This is a genomic window from Acinetobacter sp. XS-4 (assembly GCF_023920705.1).
In the GTDB taxonomy this organism is placed as follows: Bacteria; Pseudomonadota; Gammaproteobacteria; order Pseudomonadales; family Moraxellaceae; genus Acinetobacter.
Genome location: NZ_CP094657.1, coordinates 4024099 through 4045276, shown reverse-complemented (window position 1 = coordinate 4045276; position 21178 = coordinate 4024099). Strand labels below are relative to the sequence as shown.

Here is a 21178-nt window from a genome sequence, read left to right as displayed (position 1 = left end):
GTGAGGGAATAGAAATGCGCGTAATTGTATTAGGTAGCGGCGTTATCGGAGTGGCAAGTGCCTATTATCTAGCTCAACAAGGAGCTGAGGTCACTGTTCTTGACCGTCAGGCAGGCCCTGCTGAAGAAACAAGCTTTGGCAATGCAGGTCAAATTTCGCCAGGGTATTCAACCCCTTGGGCAGCACCAGGAATTCCTTTTAAAGCTGTGAAGTGGATGTTCCAACACCATGCACCGCTTGCGATTAATTTAGATGGCAGCATGTGGCAGTTACAGTGGATGGCGCAAATGCTAAAAAACTGTAATCCACAAAGTTATGCTGTGAACAAAGAACGTATGATGCGTGTGGCTGAATATAGCCGTGATTGCTTACGTGAACTTAGAAAAGATACAGGCATTAATTACGAAAACCGTGCGAAGGGTACTTTGCAGCTATTTCGTAAAGAAGCACAAATGGAAGCGGTTCAACGCGACATTAGCGTGCTACAAGAATGTGGCGTGAGCTACGAATTATTAAATGGCAACGAACTTGGTCGTGTAGAACCAGCGTTGGCAAATACGCAAGATAAACTGGTTGGTGGTTTACATTTACCAAATGATGAAACAGGTGACTGTTATTTATTTACCAATGCTTTAGCTCAAATTGCCAAAGAGTTGGGTGTTAACTTCCAGTTCAACCAGAACGTAGAAAAATTGATTGTTGAAGGCGATGAAATTAAGGGTGTTCAGGTCAATGGTAAAGTTTTAACTGCTGACCGTTATGTTTTAGCGTTTGGTAGCTATTCACGTGATTTCTTGAAACCACTCGATCTACAGTTGCCTGTATATCCTGTGAAAGGTTATTCGTTAACGATTCCTATTGTTGACCCTGCTTTTGCTCCGCAATCTACGGTGCTTGATGAAACTTACAAAATTGCGATTACTCGTTTCGACCAACGTATTCGCGTAGGTGGAATGGCAGAGTTAAGCGGTTTCAATTTAGGTCTGAACGAAGACCGCCGTGCAACCTTGCAAATGGTGACTCAGGACTTGTTCCCGGGTGGTGATATGGCGCAGGCGTCTTTCTGGACTGGTCTACGTCCAATGACACCAGACAGTACCCCAATTATTGGTGCGACTCGCTTTAAAAATCTGTTCTTGAATACAGGTCACGGTACTTTAGGTTGGACCATGGCGTGTGGTTCAGGAAAATTAATTAGTGACATCGTATTGAATCATAAGACTGAAATCAGTACAGATGGTCTTTCAATTCAGCGTTATTCACACGCGCATGCTGCATAACGGACGTTAGGAATTAATCATGCCTCGTCCTATTACCGCAGTGATCCACCGTCAAGCCTTACAAAATAACTTGGCGGTGGTACGCAAGGCTATGCCAAACAGTAAGGTCTTTGCCGTTGTAAAAGCCAATGCTTATGGACACGGAATTGAACGTGTCTATGAAGCGTTTAAAGCAGCAGATGGCTTTGCCTTACTTGATCTTGATGAAGCAAAACGCATTCGTGCTTTAGGCTGGACAGGCCAAATTTTGTTGCTCGAAGGGATTTTCTCTCCTCAAGATTTATTTGATTGTGTGCAGTATCAACTCAGTTTCACTATTCATAGTGAAGCGCAAATCGAGTGGGTAGAAAAGCATCCTTATCCAGCCCAATTTGATGTTTGCTTAAAAATGAACAGTGGTATGAACCGTCTTGGTTTTAAACCACAGCACTATGTTCAGGCATGGGAACGTTTAAATAACTTGGCAAATGTGTCCAAGATTACGCACATGATGCATTTTTCAGATGCAGATGGTGATCGTTTTGGCCATCAAGGTATCGATTATCAAATCACTGCATTTGAAGAAATTATTAAAGATTTACCGGGTGAAAGGTCGGTAAGTAATAGCGCGGCAATTTTACGCTATCAAGACCAGCTCAAATCAGATTATGCACGTAGCGGCATCATGCTTTATGGCAGCTCGCCAGATTACCCGACGCATAGTATTGCGGACTGGGGCTTACAACCGACCATGAGCTTACGCAGTGAAATTATCTCCGTTCAGCATTTAGAGCCGAATGAAAGCGTAGGTTATGGATCAAACTTTGTCGCAGAGCAGCCCATGACGATTGGAATTGTCGCTTGCGGTTATGCCGATGGTTATCAACGTATTTCACAGACTGGCACTCCTGTTTTGGTGAACTCTGTACGCACTCGTACAATTGGTCGCGTTAGCATGGATATGCTGGCAGTCGATTTAACCGGCATTGAGAGTGCCAAAGTCGGCAGTGAAGTGGTGCTCTGGGGCCAATCAAGTACAGGTGTTGTTTTACCTATTGATGATGTCGCAGTTTCATCTGGTACGGTGGGTTATGAACTGATGTGTGCAGTCACCGCCCGTGTTCAATTTATTAATCAGGTATAAGGAAATCCGAATGTCACATTCAGATATACAAAAGATCAATAGCAATGAAGTCATGAGCGCTGTGACTGTTTTTAACAAAGTAGTTTATCTGTCAGGTCAAGTACCTAAAAATACTGAGCAAGACGTGGCAGGCCAAACTCGTGAAATTCTTGCAACGATTGATGAACTTTTGGCATTAGCCGATACCGATAAATCTCGCTTGCTCTCTGCACAGCTCTATTTAAAAAATCTTTCTGACTTTTCAACTGTAAATGCAATTTGGGTTGACTGGTTAAAAGGGTGTGTTGCTCCATCACGTGCCACAATTCAGGCCGATTTGGTCAACCCAAATTGGTTAATTGAAATTGCCGTGACGGCAGCACAAAAGTAATTCGTTTTTACTCCAAAAATGATGATGTATCTAACAGAAGGAAGATAGATACGGTTTATCCAGTCATTTTTTGGTGAACAGATTCAGTGACCTATGGTATACGGTTCGATTTTCGCCATAGGTTGCTGATCTTAACAAAGGAATTCAAAAAGGAATTTTAATATGACAACGGCTCGTCATTCAGATACAGAAAATTCTCCTGATCATCTGCAACGAAAACTGTCTAACCGTCATTTACAACTGATTGCAATTGGCGGTGCAATTGGAACCGGCCTATTTATGGGTTCGGGCAAAACCATCTCCCTCGCAGGTCCTTCAATCCTTTTGATCTATATGATTATTGGAGGCATGTTCTTTTTCATGATGCGTGCAATGGGCGAGTTGCTCCTTGCAAATCTGCATTACAAATCTTTTGTTGATATGGCTCATGACTTGATTGGTCCTTGGGCCGGTTACTATTTGGGCTGGACCTATTGGTTAGGTTGGGTGCTGGTTGGTATTGCGGACCTTTCAGCGGTCATTAACTATTTAGGTTTTTGGCTGCCCGATGGCACAAGCTTTTCTCCTACTCAGCAGGCTATGATTAGCGCAGGCTGTGTATTGTTTGTGATGGGTCTTAACCTACTGACAGTCCGCCTATTTGGTGAAATTGAATTTTGGTTCGCACTCATTAAAATCTTGGCGATTATTGGCCTGATTGGTGTGGGTGGCTATATGATTTTTAGCCATTTCCAAGCTCCTCAAGGCGCTGTGGCAAGCGTGAGTAATGTGTGGTCACATGGCGGTTTATTCCCGAAAGGCACCGAAGGCTTCTTGGCAGGATTCCAGATTGCTGTATTTGCTTTTGTCGGGGTTGAACTGATTGGTACAACGGCTGCTGAAACGAAAGATCCAGAGAAGAATTTACCTAAGGCAATTAACGCAATTCCAGTACGTATTATTTTATTCTATGTGTTAGCACTCTTTATTGTGATGTCAGTGACACCTTGGGATCATATTCGTGCAGACAAAAGTCCGTTTGTTGAGTTGTTCTTAAATGCGGGTATTCCGGTTTCTGCCATCATTATGAACTTAGTGGTGCTATCTTCGGTGATGTCTTCAATGAACAGCGGCGTGTTTTCAACCAGCCGTATGTTGTTTGGTTTATCAAAAGATGGTCAGGCACCAGGTGCATTTGGTCGTTTATCAAAACGTGCAGTACCTTCAAATGGTTTGATTTTCTCATGTATCTTTATTATGGGTGGTGCAGTACTTCAGTACTTTGTTCCAAACACGATGGAAGCATTTACTCTGGCAAGTTCACTCTGTGTGATTCTATTCATTAGTGTCTGGAGTCTCATCATGGTGTGCTATTTGCGCTATCGTAAATTACGCCCTGAATTACATGAAAAATCAACTTTTAAAATGCCAGGTGGCGTTTGGATGAGTTATATCGTTCTGGCATTTATGCTTTTCACTTTAGTCATCTTGGCACTTGAGCCAGATACGTTGAAAGCACTCTATGTCAGTCCAGTATGGTTAGTCATCTTAGGTGTCACCTATCATGTGCTATATAAACCCCGCATGAAAAAACTAGGGCGTGAACTCGTCAACGATCATTAAGTTTTATTAAAAAGCCAATCAATCATGATTGGCTTTTTTTATTTTTATTGGATTTTTTATCGGAATAATATTGTTTATTTTTAAATCATCAGTGCAATTTTGAGGGTGTTGGCAAAGTACATATAGCATTATCACATGCTAAACTTCGGCTAATCTGGAGTACCCAGATCGATTAATTAAAATTGCCGTGAAGGCAGTACATAAATAATGTGACTTAAAAAAAATCAGGACAAACGATTTATCAATTAAGGAAAAATATACTTGAACATCTTGTCCTGAGGTATAGACTCAGCAACCCTCGATATACGGTTCGTTTTTCTCCCTATAGGTTGCTGATTTTAAGTTAAGCAAAATATAAAAAGGACTTCTAATATGACAATGGTTCATCATCCAGATGAGGCAGGCTCCCCTGATCATTTACAACGGAAATTAAATAATCGCCATCTACAAATGATTGCAATTGGCGGTGCAATTGGAACCGGTCTATTTATGGGCTCGGGCAAAACCATCTCCCTCGCAGGTCCTTCAATTCTCGTTATCTACATGTTAATTGGTGGCATGTTCTTTTTCTTAATGCGTGCATTAGGTGAACTACTGCTTGCTAACTTACATTACAAGTCATTTGTCGATATGGCATATGATTTGATTGGACCATGGGCTGGTTATTATATAGGTTGGACCTATTGGTTAGGCTGGGTACTGGTTGGTATTGCGGATTTATCTGCGGTCATTAATTATTTAAGTTTTTGGCTGCCCGAAGGCGCCAGTTTCTCACCAATGCAACAGGCCATGATTAGTGCAGGCTGTGTACTATTCATTTTAGGGCTTAACCTTCTTACGGTGAAGTTGTTTGGTGAGGTTGAATTCTGGTTCGCACTCATTAAGATCTTGGCAATTATTGGCCTGATTGGTGTGGGTGGCTACATGATCTTTACTCATTTTCAAGCTCCACATGGTGAAGTTGTGAGTGTAAGTAACGTGTGGTCGCATGGTGGAATATTTCCAAAAGGCGTAAGCGGATTTTTGGCAGGTTTCCAGATTGCCGTGTTTGCTTTTATTGGTGTTGAACTGATTGGTACAACAGCAGCTGAAACGAAAGATCCAGAAAAGAACCTACCGAAAGCAATTAACGCGATTCCAGTACGTATCATCCTATTTTATGTGTTAGCACTTTTTGTGGTGATGTCAGTGACTCCTTGGGATCACATTCGTGCAGACAAAAGTCCGTTTGTTGAGTTGTTCTTAAATGCGGGTATTCCGGTTTCTGCCATCATCATGAACTTGGTGGTGCTGTCTTCAGTCATGTCATCTATGAACAGCGGTGTGTTTTCAACCAGCCGTATGCTGTTTGGTTTATCAAAAGATGGTCAAGCGCCAAGTGCATTGGGGCGTTTATCAAAACGTGCCGTACCTTCAAATGGTTTGATTTTCTCATGTATCTTTATTATGGGTGGTGCAGTACTTCAGTACTTTGTTCCAAACACGATGGAAGCATTTACTCTGGCAAGTTCACTCTGTGTGATTCTCTTTATTAGTGTATGGCTTCTGATCATGGCGTGCTATTTACGTTACCGTAAGTTGAGTCCAGAGTTACATGCTAAATCGACCTTTAAAATGCCGGGTGGAGTGTTGATGGCGTATGTTGTCGTTGCATTTTTCTTGTTCACTTTAGTGATTTTGGCACTAGAGCCAGATACCTTAAAAGCATTATATGTCAGTCCATTATGGCTGGTTGTTTTAGGCGTTAGCTATCATGTGTTTTATAAACCGCGCATGAAAAAACTAGGCCAAGAAAGTTTTGATTAATTATTCATAATTTCAAAAAAGCCAATCATTCGTGATTGGCTTTTTTTATTTGATATCTAATCCACCAATAAATGCTGATATTTATCGGCTTGTTTACGCAAATAATCCCAGACAAGTTTAATGCGCGGTTCATGCTGTAAATCAACAAAAGTCAGCATCCAAAAGGTATGAGTAAAGCGAACTTGCTGCTCTAAAACCACGTCTAGTTCTGGTTTATCATCTGCTAGAAACTTGGGTAAAATCGCAAGTCCTGCACCAGCACTCACCGCAATTTGTTGAGCCAAAATACTGCTGCTACGGAAGTTCGCATTAAGCTTTAAGGGTAAACGTTCTAAACAGTACAACTCAGGGCTATACACCAGATCATCAATATAGTTCACAAAGCGGTGTTGGGTTAAATCTTCTAAACCACGAATGGGTGGGTTTTGTGCCAGATAGTTTTGGCTGCCATAAATTTTCAAGCAATAGTCTGATAACCGCGTAATAATGTAGGGTCCGGATGTTGGACGGTCAATGGATACCACAATGTCTGCCTCACGGTGGGAGAGCTTAATCATTTTGGGTACTGGAATCAGGTCGATGGTGAGCAGTGGATATTGAATAGAGAACTCAGCCAGTAAACGGGCCAAAAATGCAGTGCCAAAACCTTCAGGTGTGCCAATTCGCACACGACCTTGCAAAGGTTGATGTGGTTTTTCAATTTGTAAGAAAGCTTGCTCCATTTGCTCAACTCGAGGAACAAGTGCCATCCCTTCAAGTGTCAACTCATAACCAGTCGCTTCACGCTTAAACAGCGTTGTACCCAAAGCAAGTTCTAGGGCCTGAATCCGTCTAGCCACTGTACTGTGTTCGACACCAATAATCCGCGCAGCGTTGGTCAAGGTTTTAGTCCGCGCTAAAACCAGAAAAAAATGTAGATGATCCCAATCTACTTTCATTTTTGTTGTCATCCTTGTGCATATTTGCACAACAATCGTGCATGAATTTCCGTTGGTGGTCAAAGTTTTCTTTGCTAGTCTCAATTGAAACTGGAATAAAGAAAATATAATCAAAAAGTATTTTCTAATAATTGAACACAATAAAAATATGGCCTACGGAGAGGTTATGAACACAATCCAAAAAATCGAATTGGAAACCGCTAAATTACTTATTAACGGAAATTTTATCGAATCTGAAACACAGGAATGGCAAGACATTGTTAACCCTGCGACTCAGGAAGTGATTGGTCGTGTACCATTTGCAACGGTTAAAGAAGTTGACGCTGCCATTCAGGCTGCACAAGATGCGTTTGCTTCTTGGCGTCAAACTCCAATTCAGGCACGTATGCGCATCATGCTTAAGTTACAAGACTTAATCCGTGCCAACATGAAAGAAATTGCCCAAGTACTAACGGCGGAACAGGGCAAAACCTTGGCAGATGCAGAAGGCGATATTCAGCGTGGTCTAGAAGTAGTTGAACATGCATGTTCGATCGGTACTCTACAGATGGGTGAATATGTTGAAGGTGTCGCACGAGGTGTAGATACTTATACCTTGCAACAACCTTTGGGTGTCTGTGCGGGTATTACGCCGTTTAATTTCCCTGCCATGATTCCGCTTTGGATGTTCCCAATGGCAATTGTGTGCGGCAATACTTTTGTTTTAAAACCATCAGAACAAGATCCGTTATCAACTATGATGCTGGTTGAGCTTGCGATTCAAGCAGGCATTCCAGCAGGTGTGCTCAACGTTGTGCATGGCGGTAAAGAAGTAGTTGACCGTCTGTGTACACATAAAGACATTAAAGCGATTTCATTTGTGGGTTCAACTACGGTTGGAACACATGTTTATAACCTTGCAGGGCAACATGGCAAACGTGTGCAGTCGATGATGGGTGCAAAAAACCATGTGGCTGTCATGCCAGATGCCAATAAAGAGCAAACCTTAAATGCCTTGGTCGGTGCAGCATTTGGTGCAGCGGGGCAACGCTGTATGGCATTGTCAGTTGCGGTAATGGTGGGTGAAAGTAAACAGTGGATTCAAGAATTAGTTGAAAAAGCGAAAACCTTAAAAGTAAACGCAGGCCATGAGCCAAATACTGACATTGGCCCAGTCATTTCAAAACGTGCTAAAGCGCGTGTGCTTGATTTAATTAATAGCGGTGTTGAGCAAGGTGCAGAGTTGCTACTCGATGGTCGTGATGTTCAAGTTCAAGGCTATGAATCGGGCAACTTTGTAGGCGCGACGATTTTTAGTGGCGTAAATACCGACATGCGTATTTATAAAGAAGAAGTCTTCGGTCCTGTACTTTCCATTATTTGTGTAGACACCCTTGAGGGAGCGATTGCTCTAATCAATGCCAACCCATTTGGTAACGGTGTAGGTCTATTCACACAAAGTGGTGCGATTGCACGTACTTTCCAAAACTTAATTGATGTTGGTCAAGTTGGTATCAATATTCCAATTCCTGTGCCAGTGCCTTTCTTTAGTTTTACTGGTTCAAGAGGTTCAAAACTTGGTGATTTGGGACCATACGGCAAACAGGCTGTGCAGTTCTATACACAAACCAAAACTATTACCAGTCGCTGGTTTGAAGATAGCCATGAAGTTGGTGCAGTAAATACAACTATTAGTTTACGTTAAGGGGATCACGGATGAATATCGCCTTTATCGGTCTAGGCAATATGGGCGGCAGAATGGCCCATAACCTCCTTAAAGCCGGACTCAATGTTTATGGATATGACCTCAGTGAAGTTGCTATTCAGCACTTTGCCGAGGCAGGTGGTGTGGTCTGCGACAGCCCACAGGCAGCAGCGAAACAAGCTGATGTGGTCATTAGCATGTTGCCTGCGGCCAAGCATGTTAAAGAAGTTTACTTGGGTGAAAATGGTGTTTTAGAAGTGCTAAAAGCAGGTAGCTTATGCATTGATAGCAGTACCATTGACCCACAAACCATTAAAGACATTGCCGCTGTTGCGCAAAGCAAAAATATTAAAATCTGTGATGCACCAGTCTCAGGTGGAACCATTGGTGCTCAAGCAGGAACTCTAACCTTCATGGTGGGTGCCGATGAGCACACCTTTAACGAAGTGAAATCTGTGCTCAGCCACATGGGCAAAAATATTGTTCATTGTGGCGATGTCGGTGCAGGTCAAATTGCCAAAATCTGCAACAACCTGATTTTAGGTATTTCAATGGCTGCTGTTGCCGAAGGTATGGCACTCGGTGTGAAGTTGGGCATCGACCCACAAGCATTGGCAGGTGTCATTAATACCTCAAGTGGCCGTTGCTGGAGTTCAGATGTGTGTAACCCATGGCCACATATTAATGAAAATGCGCCAGCATCTCGAGGCTACCAAGACGGTTTTGCGACTCAGTTAATGCTAAAAGATTTAGGACTTGCTGTAGAGGCCGCGGGCCAAGTCAAACAGCCAGTTGTATTAGGTGGCATGGTACAGCAGCTTTATCAGCAAATGTGCATGCGTGGTAATGCTAATCTCGATTTTTCAAGCATTATTCAGCAATATTTGCCACAAGAAGCATAACAGCAAAGCCAAAGGATGGCTTTAAACACATTAAACCCTGTCGTGAATAACAACAAATCCGGACTGAGGGAAAAGATATGATGGATTATCAAAATGCTGCACAGGCTTTCGATTTGGAAAGTACTGCAAAACAGATGTTATCAGGTTCACTTGATGCCTTAAATGCTTGTTATGAATGCTGTGATAGACATGCCGATGGCAACAAAATTGCGCTGTATTGGCAAGGAAAAGACGGACGAAAAGAGCAATATACCTTCCGTGAACTAAAAGAATGGTCGAGTCAGTTTGCCAACTTTTTAAAATCACAAGGTGTGAAAGCAGGCGACCGTATTTCAGGGCTATTACCGAGAACACCTGAACTGATTGTGACTATTTTTGCAGCTTGGCGCATAGGTGCAGTCTATCAACCCCTATTTACTGCATTTGGTCCAAAAGCGATTGAGCACCGTATTCAGCTTGCACAAAGTAAGCTAGTGGTAACCGATGTAGGTAATCGTAGCAAGCTTGATGAAATTGAGAATTGTCCTGCAATTGTGACGGTGGCCGACACACAAGGTACTCCGCTTAAAGTAGGTGATTTTAACTTTTGGAATGAAGTGAAGCAGCAGTCCGATCAATGCGATCTGGTTATGCGCAGCATTCAAGATCCTTTCTTGCTCATGTTTACTTCAGGCACTACCGGGCCAGCGAAACCATTGGAAGTGCCATTAAAAGCACTGATTGCCTTTGGTCGATATATGCAAGATGCCATTGGTTTAACTGAAGAAGACTCATTTTGGAATATTGCAGATCCGGGTTGGGCATATGGTCTGTACTATGCGATTACTGGGCCGTTATTCTTGGGCCACTCTACTTTGTTCTATGAAGGTGGTTTCAGCACAGATAGCCTATGCCAAATTGTGAAAGATTATAAAATTAACAACTTGGCAGGCGCACCAACTGCTTACCGCATGATGATGGCGGCTGATCCAGCACAAATGGCGCCGTTAAAAGGCCTATTCCGTGTCGTTAGCAGTGCAGGTGAACCGCTCAACCCAGAAGTGATTCGCTGGTTTAAACAAGTCTTAGACGCTCCGATTTATGACCACTATGGGCAAACTGAAGTGGGTATGGTGGTGTGTAATCACCATGGTTTAAAACATGAAATTCATGCTGGTTCAGCAGGTTTCCCAAGTCCGGGCTACCGTGTTGCGATTGTCAATGAACAAGGTGAAGAACTTCCGGCAGACACACCAGGAATTTTAGCGGTCGATATTAGCCAGTCTCCAATGATGTGGTTCGGCGGCTATAAAGAAAGCCGTAAATCGCCTTTCGTGGGTCATTACTATTTAACTGGCGACACTGCCGAGTTACATGCTGATGGCAGCATGAGCTTTGTGGGCCGCAGTGATGATGTAATCACCACATCAGGTTACCGCATTGGGCCTTTCGATGTAGAAAGTGCCTTACTCGAACATGACGCAGTGATTGAGGCGGCAGTGATTGGTGTGCCTGACCCAGACCGTACCGAAGTGGTTAAGGCATTTGTAATTTTGGCTGCGGACGCTCAACCTTCAGAGGCACTTGCTGAACAACTTAGCCAATTTGTTAAAAGACGACTTTCTGCACATGCGTACCCGCGTTTAGTTGAATTTGTGAGTGAATTGCCTAAAACTCCAAGTGGTAAAATCCAGCGCTTTTTATTGCGTAATCAAGAAATTGCTAAACAACAAGCTAAAGCAGGGTAAAGGAAATAATAATGCAATTTACCGAAGAACAATTACTCATTCGTGATATGGCGAAAAGTTTCGCCCAAGAACAAATTAAGCCTAATGCCAGCGATTGGGATCGAGACGGAACGTTCCCGAAAGACACCTTAGCCCAAATGGGACAACTCGGTTTTATGGGTATGCTTGTTTCAGAGCAATGGGGCGGTTCAGACACAGGTAACTTAGCCTATGTACTGGCCCTCGAAGAAGTGGCAGCAGCAGATGGCGCGACTTCGACCATCATGAGTGTACATAACTCGGTTGGTTGTGTGCCTATTTTAAAATTTGGTACAGACGAGCAAAAAGAGCGTTTTTTAAAACCTTTGGCACAAGGTGAAATGATCGGCGCTTTTGCCTTAACGGAACCACATACGGGATCAGATGCGGCAGCTCTTAAAACTCGAGCGGTGAAAGATGGCGATGATTACATTTTAAATGGTGCTAAGCAATTTATTACCTCTGGTGATAATGCAGGCGTCATTATTGTATTTGCAGTGACCGATCCAAGTGCAGGCAAAAAGGGCATTAGTGCATTTTTAGTCCCACGCGAGACACCGGGTTATGAAGTGATTCGTGTTGAAGAAAAACTAGGTTTGCATGCTTCAGATACCTGTCAGATTGCCCTCACAGATGTACGCATTCACAAAAGCTTAATGCTAGGCAAAGAAGGTGAGGGTTTAAAAATCGCCCTCGCCAATTTAGAGGGTGGTCGTATTGGTATTGCTGCACAGGCAGTCGGTTTAGCACGTGCGGCGCTCGAAGAAGCGACTCACTATGCAAAAGAGCGTATCACTTTTGGAAAGCCAATTTTTGAGCATCAAGCTATAGCGTTTCGCCTTGCCAGCATGGCAACTGAAATCGAAGCAGCGAGACAACTGGTTCACTACGCTGCGCGTTTAAAAGAAGCAGGTCAACCGTGTCTCAATGAAGCTTCAATGGCCAAACTATTTGCTTCAGAAATGACTGAACGTGTGTGTTCGAGTGCCTTACAGGTGTTTGGTGGTTATGGCTATCTTAAAGACTTCCCGATTGAGCGCATCTATCGTGATGCCCGTATTTGTCAAATTTACGAAGGCACAAGTGATATCCAACGTTTAGTGATTGCGCGTAGTCTATAAAACCAGAACAAGGAATAAATAATGCAGTGGCAAAGTATTTTATTAGAAAAGCGTAATGGGGTTGGACTGATTACATTAAATCGCCCTCAAGCGCTCAATGCTTTAAACAGCGAATTAATTAGTGAAATTAATCAGGCATTAGATCAGCTCGAAAAAGACCGCGAAATTGGCTGCATGGTATTGGCAGGTTCTGAAAAAGCTTTTGCCGCAGGTGCAGACATTAAAGAAATGGCTGATTTAGCATTTCCTGATATTTATTTTGATGACTTTTTTCATCTTGCAGACTGTATTGCACAGCGCCGTAAACCTCTAATTGCAGCGGTGAGTGGCTATGCATTAGGTGGTGGCTGTGAACTAGCACTCATGTGTGACTTTATTTATTGTGCTGACAACGCTAAGTTTGGCTTACCTGAAGTCACCTTAGGGGTAATTCCGGGTATTGGTGGTACACAACGCTTAACCCATGCCATTGGTAAAGCCAAGGCAATGGAAATGTGTTTTACCGCTCGTCAAATGGGTGCTGTAGAAGCAGAGCAAAGTGGTTTAGTCGCACGAGTGTTTAGTAAAGAAGAATTACTTGAACAAACCTTGCAAGCCGCAGAAAAAATTGCGGCACGATCTTTAACTGCAAACATGATGCTCAAAGAAACTATTAACCGCGCTTTTGAAGTAAACCTTACCGAAGGCTTACGTTTTGAAAGACGTATGTTCCATTCAATTTTTGCAACATCTGACCAAAAAGAAGGAATGCAGGCTTTTGTTGAGAAACGAAAGCCAAATTTTAAAAATCAATAAGAGATCAATAAAATGAATACAGAAAATCACTTAATGATTGAGCAACAAGGTAAGTTGGGCGTGATTACCTTAGACCGTGTGACTCATCTCAATGCATTGTCGCTAGATATGATTAAAAGTATTGGTGCCCAATTGGAACTGTGGCGAAATGATGCTGCTGTTCAGGCAATTTTAATCAAATCAAATAGTCCAAAAGCCTTCTGTGCTGGTGGCGATATCCGCTATCTCTACGACAGTTATAAAAATGGCTCGGCTGATTATAAAGGCTACTTTAGTGCCGAATATAAAATGCTAAATATACTGCGTGAATATGCAAAGCCAGTGATTGTTGTGCTTGATGGCTATGTTTTAGGTGGCGGTTTTGGTTTAGCTCAGGCTTGTCACATTGTTGTGAGCAGTGAAAAGTCCAGATTTGCTATGCCTGAAACAGCGATTGGCTTTTTCCCAGACGTTGGCGCAACACACTTCCTGTCTCGCCTTGATGATATTGGCGTTTATATGGCAATTACGGGTGAGCAGATTAGCAGTAGTGATGCGCTTTACCTCGATTTAATTGACTACCATGTGCCAAGTGAGCAGTTACAAGCTTTGCAGGATGCTCTCGTTGAAGCGCCAAGTTTACGCAAAGAGGGAATTGAACACATCATTACCCGATTTATTACTCGCCCTGCTGAAAGCGAACTCAAACAGTTGGCCGAAGGCATCCGTAAACACTTCGGCTTTCAGCATTTAGATGAAATCGAACAAAGTCTTGAAAATGAACAAGATGAAGGCTTAAAAACTTGGGCAAGTAAGATGCTTAGTATTTTGAAGCAGCGCTCATTTATTGCCAAACAAACCAGCTTAAAACTGCAATATTTAGGGCGGGGACTATCTTTACCGCAATGTATGCAGCTTGAGCGTGATTTACAGGACATCTGGTTTGAGCATGGTGACTTTATTGAAGGGGTTCGTGCCCTTATAGTCGATAAAGACAAACAACCACAGTGGCAAGAACGTAATTCGAAATTTGAGCCAATTTTAGAAAAATTGAACTAAATCGAATTACAAAAACATAAAAAGCTTAAGGAGATAAAGCGAGACCTGAAAATGCTTATGGTCAGGGCTGGTCATAAGCATAAAAAAGACAAAATAAGAAAATCTAAAAAGGAAATTGCGATGCAAACAGTACATGGAAACGGTTCACATACTAAAAAGTCATCACATCGATTAGCAGGTATCTCTAGCATGGTCGGCACCACTATTGAATGGTATGACTTTTTTATTTACGGTGCGGCAGCGGCGCTGATTTTTAATAAATTATTTTTCCCAAATCTGGATGCACTGACGGGTGTACTTGCTGCATTTGCCACCTATGCCGTTGGGTTTATTGGCCGTCCACTAGGTGGTTTAGTCTTTGGTCATTTTGGTGACAAAATTGGCCGTAAATCGATGTTGCTGTTGACTCTGATGCTCATGGGGATCCCAACAGTACTCATTGGCTTATTACCGACTTACGAATCAATTGGTTATTGGGCTGCGATTGGTCTGGTTATTTTGCGTTTCATTCAAGGAATGGCAATGGGCGGTGAATGGGGCGGTGCTGTGCTTATGGCCGTTGAGCATGCACCCGAAGGTGGTAAGGGCTTTTGGGGAAGTTTACCTCAAGCGAGTACGGGTGGCGGTTTAATGCTAGCCTCAATCGCACTCGGGCTGGTGTCGTTATTACCTGAACAAGCTCTATTTAGCTGGGGTTGGCGTTTACCGTTTCTTGCCAGCATTATTTTACTGGTAGTAGGTTGGTACATTCGAGTGAAAGTACCAGAGTCACCAGATTTTGAAAAAGTAAAACAGCAGTCTGAAGAAGTTAAAGTTCCTGCTTTACAAGTTTTTAAAAATCATCCGAAGCAACTCATCACCATTATTTTGGCGCGTGCTGCCGAGAATGCATGGTTCTATATTGCTTCAACCTTTACATTGGCTTATACGACTGCACAACTTGGGATCGCACGCCAAGACATTTTGTTTGCCACCATTTGCGGTGCAATAGTCATTCTATTTATGACACCATTCTGTGGACATTTGTCAGATAAAGTCGGCCAACGCAATATGTTTATGTTTGGTCTATGCGTTTTAGCACTTTACTGCTATCCATTTTTCACCATGCTCAACACAAAAGATCCGGTATTAGTCTGGACAGCAATTGTTTTAGCGATTGGAGTGGTCTTTCCAATTATGTACGCACCACAAGCTCAGCTTTTTGCCCGTCAATTTCCGGCAGAAATTCGATATAGCGGAATCTCAATTTCGGTACAGTTGGCTGGGGTACTTGGTGGTGGTTTAGCACCGTTAATTGCAACCAAACTTTTAAGTATCGGGCAGGGTAATCCTTATTTAATTATGATTTATATTGGATCTATGGCTATCGTTGCGATTATATCGACTTCATTTATGCCACGTGATTGGAATACTAAAACTGATGAGGCTTACCATAAGAAAGCAGACTTAAATTTGAAAACCAAAATTACTGAGTAGTCTTAATATTAAGTTTGAAGCTTTAAACAGAGAAAAGCCCTAATCTTTTGACTAGGGCTTTTGAAATTTAGCGAGCGAAACGAGATTAGGGCTTAAGACCTTCATCTTTGCAATGTCACCAATATTATTTAACCAACTACACTTCAATCAAGCATGCAAACATAGCATATCCATCAATAACCATTGGCGGTCCTGCACGATGAGCACGGAAACCCGCAGCACGTAATAATCGCTCTACACCAAGAGGTGAGGTCGTAATGAGTTGTTTTGCACCTTGTTCTCTTGCAAAGTTGATCGCTTCTTGCAGAATGGCAATAGACACAGGAGATGACACTGCTTGACTAGCAGAGGTCGGCGGATTCGAGAAATCTACAGCTGAAAATCTTGATAATTCCCAGATTTCTGATGAGCAAGGAATCGGCATGCCATTCATTAATTGAGGGAATATTTCACCCAGTAAATAGGGTTGAGTCGTGGGTAGCAGTCTGGCACAGCCAATAATATTGGATTCTCTATCTTGAGCGACGACATAAGCTGTATCGACTTTATCAAATTGATCTAGTTCTTCATTGTGTGGACAGTTCAACTCCCACCCTAAATGTTCAACAAATACCTTGTAGCGGTAACTTTTAAATTTAGTATATAAGCCTTCTGAAAAATTGTTTTGAAATCCAGCAATAATATTCATTACAAGTGCTTCCACTTATTTTTCAGGCGACTTTACTCGACAGCTGAAAAGGTGGTAACTGTAAGAATTTACAGGTTTCTAAGAGAAATTTGGACTTAATTTAGTCTTTGTTTGCGTTGTATTGATTTGAGCATAAATGAACTGTTCCCAAAACAACGTATCTATTTTTTTTTCGATTAATGTTTCAGTAATATCAAATCCAATATCTGTACCAGATACATCAACAATCATGATATTGCTTCGAGGTAGCCCAATTCGTTTTAAGCTAGCAATTCCATTTTGCTCAACAAACTCCCAGTCCCATCCAGTACTTAAAGCTGGGGTCAGTGATGTTGCCCATTCAGTAAACCCATAATATAGAATTTGAGAATCCTCAATTTGTGTAGATTCAACAATAGATATGAGGTGTTGGAGGGGGTAATTCATAAGCTGATTTTCATTCATCCGAATAAAACCATCAGTTGAGATTGAGAAATCAGGGTGTATTGTGACCATGCTACCTGTTCAAGTGACTTGAATTACAATTCTATAGATAAATAACATAAATTATTGCCAACAAAATACTGTTATGTTTTACAGGTTAATCGTAATCTGATAGTGCACAACGTTAAGCTGTTCTTTAGAAAGTACTTCAGGCAGTGAGGTTTAATTATGCAGAAACTGAGCACGCTGTAGCTTCAATATGAAAGGTACCCGTTTCAAGATTATTAGTGGGGTAAATTTATCCTGTGCATTGTAGATAATATCTATCCTTATTATTAAAGCAATGTTTTTGAGATCACTATAATTATTTTAAATTTTACCTAATAATAAATAAAAGGCTCATACGGAGTATATTGTGAGTGGATGTTATTCTTTAGTTAAATTAATATAAATATACAAATAAGAATAAATAATAGACGCTTTTTAAAAATAAAAAGTACTCATTTTTGTAATAAAATGCATTCTTTATATTTGAGATTTTCAAGCATAATTTACATATGCAATATAACAACCTTAAAAAGCTTTCTGAATATAGTTTATCCGAAGAATTTACCACCCTCTCAGGCTTAAAATGTTGTTAATTGGATTATGAATTCACTATATGCAACTAAAAAGTGCTTTATGAATGAGGTCTAATGAGAGTAAATGGAAAATTGGCAAGAGGATCTACTATCAGCATCCCTGATGGTAAAAAATAAATATCAGCTATTTGAGGTCGTCAAATCTACGGCTTTAAAGCTTGGATTTGATTATTGTGCTTATGGTATGCAGGCACCATTATCTATTGCTGAACCAAAAATGATTATGTTGAATAATTATCCCGAAGCATGGCAGAAGCGTTATGTTAAGCAGCAATATGTAGTAGTTGATCCAACCGTACAGCATTGTATGTTGTCACTTCAACCTCTTGTCTGGTCGAGCCAATCTGCAAACACACAAGCTCAAAAAGATTTTTGGGAGGAAGCGCGCTCTTATGGGTTGAATGTCGGTTGGGCACAGTCAAGTCGTGACTTTATTGGTACAAGAGGAATGTTAACACTAGCAAGATCCACTGACCAATTATCAGAAAAAGAGCAGAAAGCTCAATATACCAATATGTTTTGGTTGTCTCAGACAGTACATTCCAGTATTGCTAAAATTGTGAATGAAGCAGAATTTACTCAGTTTAATCTTTATTTAACCAACCGAGAAAAAGAAGTTCTACGCTGGACTGCGGAAGGTAAGACGTCAGCAGAGATTGCCCAGATTATCGGGGTGACTGAAAGAACAGTAAATTTTCATCTTGGAAATTCAATGCAGAAGCTAAATGTGAATAATAAAATTTCAGCAGCTATTCGAGCCGTAATGTTGGGAATTTTATAAAGGCATATATAAAAAACAGAGAAATTTAATAGCGGGTTTTAATAAGATAAATTATTATATGGCATGTATTTAAAATTAATTACTTGAAAATATTTTAATTAAAAGTGTTTTAATTGAAATTTAATTTATATAGAAATTTTTATTTTAAAATAGATTTTATATTTTGGTTTTAATAATAAAATAATGAATGAATTTATTTTATTAATAAAAATATTTTTTAATTAGTACTCTTGTTGGAAACTTTAGTATTCGTGTTTTATAGACCCTTGAAAGATGAAGTCTATTGACTTATTAGAGTTATATATTAGTCACAAGGCTGTACATAATTTTAAGCTATTCAAATGCAAATTTAAGCAGATTCCTTTGGGGCTTTATCCTTGTAAATAAAGGCTATGAGAAGATCTTGCCTGAATCATCTATTGCCTTTAAGTAAAGAAAATACATAGTCAATTAGATGCTGAATAGAAGGTCTACAATCAAGAAATTCACAAAATAAGAATATGAACAGGGCCTCTGGTTGGTATGCCAAAAACCTTTAGAAATCCTATTAAATATTAATGAAATAAGAGGAATTGAATTCGAGTTTTAATTTAATTGTCAGTGTTCACAATATCGAACTGAATAAAAATAATTTATGAAAGATACCCCGTGTCTTAATTTTCAATAAAAACAAGCCAACCTGTAAACCCTTACAGGTGTAATAAAAAACATTAGCACATAAAATATAATGTGAATTTATATTTTAAACAAAAAATTATATTCATTTTTATTAAAAGCCCTCAGCTAGAAATGTAGTTTCTGAATTAGCAAATTTAAGGGTGAATTATAAATAATCGGAGTAAGTTATGGCTGTAATGGGTACGGATAATATCATTGCAACTTTGGAATCCCACGCAAATTCAAATGGAGCTAAGGTTGCTTTCGAGTATTTGGGACGCCAATCTGCTGGTATTCAATCTCTAACGTATGCAGATCTGAATGAACGGGTTCAATATCAAGCCCAAATATTAATGAATCTTGTCGATAGCGGTGATCGTGCCGTATTGTTGTTTGAACCTGGGCTAGACTTTATCGTTTCGTTTTTTGCCTGTCTGAAAGCTAAGATTATCGCAGTACCTGTCAGCTTGCCTTTTAATCGCAACGGTTTTTCAAATATTTTGAATATTATGAATGACTGTGAGCCAAAGATAGTCCTCACAACTAAAAAGATTCTTGAGCTATCCGGTCTTATTACATTAAAAGCTCAAAATGAAAATTTAATATTGCATGCTGTTGATGCGGAATTACAGCGTGACTTGGTGGAAAAGGATTTTCCGCATATTGATGAAGAAGATATCTGCTTTCTTCAATACACTTCAGGGTCAACAGGTTGGCCTAAAGGTGTGATCGTCACCCATAAAAATATCATGGCAAATGAAGTCATGATTGCTGAAGCTTTTGGCACACAAGTTGATGATATCGGTCTTACATGGCTACCTGTCTATCATGACATGGGGTTGATCGGTTCGGTTTTGCAGACCGTGTATGTGGGTCTGACCTGCTATGTAATGTCACCGCTGGATTTTATCCGTAAACCTCTTAAGTGGCTGAAATTCATTAGCGAGAAAGGTGTCACGATTAGTGGTGGACCAAACTTTGCCTATGAGTTGTGTCTACATCGCATCTCGAACGAGGAAGCTGCATCGCTTGATCTGAGTCGTGTACGTGTGATGTTTAATGGTGCTGAGCCGATCAAAGCTAACGTCATGCAGCGTTTTATGGAGAAGTTCAATACTCAGTCGAAATTGAGACTGGATACTTTCTTGCCGTGCTACGGCTTGGCAGAAGTTACGCTCTTAGTCAGTGGTGTGACTGGGCCTCTCAATGCTATTTCAATCGATCGTGAAAAGTTGAATGCCAATTTGGTGCAGACCAGTAAAGATCAAACCGCCGTGCAAGTGGTGAGCTGTGGCAAGATTTCTACACACATTGATTGTCGTATTGTCAATCCGCATACCCGCAAAGAGGTAGGAGCTGATGAAGTCGGTGAAATCTGGCTAGCAGGCGAGAGCGTTACTGCGGGTTACTGGCAGAAGCCAGAGGTCAATCAGGAAACCTTTGCTGCTACCATCCTCGATAAAGTAGGTAAGCCTAGTCAAGTGCATTACTTGAGAACTGGTGATATGGGCTTTGTCAAAAACGGAGACCTATATGTGACTGGTCGCCTCAAAGATGTGATTATCATCCGTGGCAAGAACTATTACCCGCAAGATATCGAGTGTTCTGTCGAAGTGGCGCATCCTGCTGTCCGTAAAGGTTGTGTCGCAGCAGTGAATTTCGGTAATTCTGACGGTGTCACGGTTGTGCTTGAGATCAAAAAGAAGTCGATAGACAAGACTCTTAATTTTGAAACCATCAGAACTCTGGTTAAAGAGCAAGTGGCGGCTGATATCGGCTTGCCTGTAGAAGGTGTTTATTTGCTGCATCAAGGTCGGATCAACAAGACCACTAGCGGCAAAATCAGAAGAAGAAAAATTAAAGAGCAGATCGAGCGCGGTCAACTGATCTGTTTAACCCATCCAAACCGTAGAACGGTGATGGCCCGAAACTATGTCAAGAACGGCTTAGAAATCATCCGTGATCGTGAGCAGCGGGGGCAACTGATTCGTTATAGCTCCAATCTACTCAACTCAATGATCAAGGAAAGAGAAGTGCGCGCGCTCATTTTTAATCGATTGAAAAGTGCTTTGTTTTAATCCTTACCCTTTAATCATTTGAGCAAAAAC

The 21178-nt window shown here is 41.2% G+C and carries 17 protein-coding genes; 14 read left to right on the top strand and 3 right to left on the bottom strand.

Annotation, left to right across the window (positions count from 1 at the left end; all coding sequences use genetic code 11):
- The first annotated feature begins 14 nt into the window (after positions 1-14).
- The 5 genes from MMY79_RS18805 to MMY79_RS18785 all read left to right on the top strand — a co-directional run bounded on the left by MMY79_RS18805 (position 15) and on the right by MMY79_RS18785 (position 6181).
- Positions 15-1280, top strand: coding sequence for a D-amino acid dehydrogenase (locus tag MMY79_RS18805; protein WP_005037548.1), 1266 nt, complete (start codon positions 15-17; stop codon positions 1278-1280).
- A 19-nt stretch (positions 1281-1299) separates the two neighbouring features.
- On the top strand, positions 1300-2403 hold the full coding sequence (gene alr, locus MMY79_RS18800; protein WP_252610916.1) for an alanine racemase: 1104 nt from the start codon (positions 1300-1302) through the stop codon (positions 2401-2403).
- Between the two features lie 10 nt (positions 2404-2413).
- Positions 2414-2773, top strand: a complete 360-nt coding sequence (locus MMY79_RS18795) for a RidA family protein (RefSeq protein ID WP_252610915.1) — start codon at positions 2414-2416, stop codon at positions 2771-2773.
- Between the two features lie 162 nt (positions 2774-2935).
- A complete protein-coding gene (locus MMY79_RS18790) occupies positions 2936-4375 on the top strand; it encodes an amino acid permease (protein WP_252610914.1) in 1440 nt (479 codons plus the stop codon).
- Between the two features lie 378 nt (positions 4376-4753).
- Positions 4754-6181 (top strand): amino acid permease, encoded by a 1428-nt coding sequence (locus tag MMY79_RS18785; RefSeq protein WP_252613580.1) that lies wholly within the window; start codon positions 4754-4756, stop codon positions 6179-6181.
- A gap of 56 nt (positions 6182-6237) precedes the next feature.
- Here MMY79_RS18785 and MMY79_RS18780 read toward each other — a convergent pair whose 3' ends face one another.
- Entirely contained in the window at positions 6238-7119 is an 882-nt protein-coding gene (locus MMY79_RS18780; RefSeq protein WP_004640467.1) for a LysR family transcriptional regulator, read from the bottom strand.
- A 166-nt stretch (positions 7120-7285) separates the two neighbouring features.
- Here MMY79_RS18780 and MMY79_RS18775 point away from each other — a divergent pair, with 166 nt between their 5' ends.
- The 7 genes from MMY79_RS18775 (at position 7286) to MMY79_RS18745 (ending at position 15880) form a co-directional block, all read left to right on the top strand.
- Positions 7286-8803, top strand: coding sequence for a CoA-acylating methylmalonate-semialdehyde dehydrogenase (locus MMY79_RS18775; protein WP_252610912.1), 1518 nt, complete (start codon positions 7286-7288; stop codon positions 8801-8803).
- Between the two features lie 11 nt (positions 8804-8814).
- On the top strand, positions 8815-9705 hold the full coding sequence (gene mmsB / locus MMY79_RS18770) for a 3-hydroxyisobutyrate dehydrogenase (protein WP_252610911.1): 891 nt from the start codon (positions 8815-8817) through the stop codon (positions 9703-9705).
- 77 nt (positions 9706-9782) lie between these two features.
- Entirely contained in the window at positions 9783-11432 is a 1650-nt protein-coding gene (locus MMY79_RS18765) for an AMP-binding protein (protein WP_252610909.1), read from the top strand.
- Between the two features lie 11 nt (positions 11433-11443).
- A complete protein-coding gene (locus tag MMY79_RS18760; RefSeq protein WP_252610907.1) occupies positions 11444-12571 on the top strand; it encodes an acyl-CoA dehydrogenase family protein in 1128 nt (375 codons plus the stop codon).
- A gap of 21 nt (positions 12572-12592) precedes the next feature.
- Positions 12593-13366 carry an enoyl-CoA hydratase gene (locus MMY79_RS18755; protein ID WP_252610888.1) on the top strand — a complete coding sequence of 258 codons (774 nt, stop codon included), beginning with the start codon at positions 12593-12595 and terminating at the stop codon, positions 13364-13366.
- Between the two features lie 12 nt (positions 13367-13378).
- A complete protein-coding gene (locus MMY79_RS18750) occupies positions 13379-14404 on the top strand; it encodes an enoyl-CoA hydratase/isomerase family protein (RefSeq protein WP_252610886.1) in 1026 nt (341 codons plus the stop codon).
- A gap of 120 nt (positions 14405-14524) precedes the next feature.
- Positions 14525-15880 (top strand): MFS transporter, encoded by a 1356-nt coding sequence (locus MMY79_RS18745; RefSeq protein ID WP_252610884.1) that lies wholly within the window; start codon positions 14525-14527, stop codon positions 15878-15880.
- Between the two features lie 136 nt (positions 15881-16016).
- On the opposite strand, the gene abaI is transcribed toward MMY79_RS18745, so the two are convergent.
- Together abaI and MMY79_RS18735 are read right to left on the bottom strand one after the other, a co-directional pair.
- The gene (abaI, locus tag MMY79_RS18740; protein WP_252610882.1) at positions 16017-16583 is read right to left on the bottom strand and encodes an acyl-homoserine-lactone synthase AbaI; all 567 of its coding nucleotides are present in this window, start codon (positions 16581-16583) and stop codon (positions 16017-16019) included.
- Positions 16584-16646: 63 nt separating this feature from the next.
- Complete coding sequence (locus MMY79_RS18735) at positions 16647-17063, bottom strand: DUF4902 domain-containing protein (RefSeq protein ID WP_252610880.1); 417 nt, start codon at positions 17061-17063, stop codon at positions 16647-16649.
- A 633-nt stretch (positions 17064-17696) separates the two neighbouring features.
- Here MMY79_RS18735 and abaR point away from each other — a divergent pair.
- Positions 17697-18413, top strand: coding sequence for a LuxR family transcriptional regulator AbaR (abaR, locus tag MMY79_RS18730; protein WP_252610878.1), 717 nt, complete (start codon positions 17697-17699; stop codon positions 18411-18413).
- 845 nt (positions 18414-19258) lie between these two features.
- Positions 19259-21148, top strand: coding sequence for a fatty acyl-AMP ligase (locus tag MMY79_RS18725; RefSeq protein WP_252610876.1), 1890 nt, complete (start codon positions 19259-19261; stop codon positions 21146-21148).
- Positions 21149-21178 lie beyond the last annotated feature (30 nt).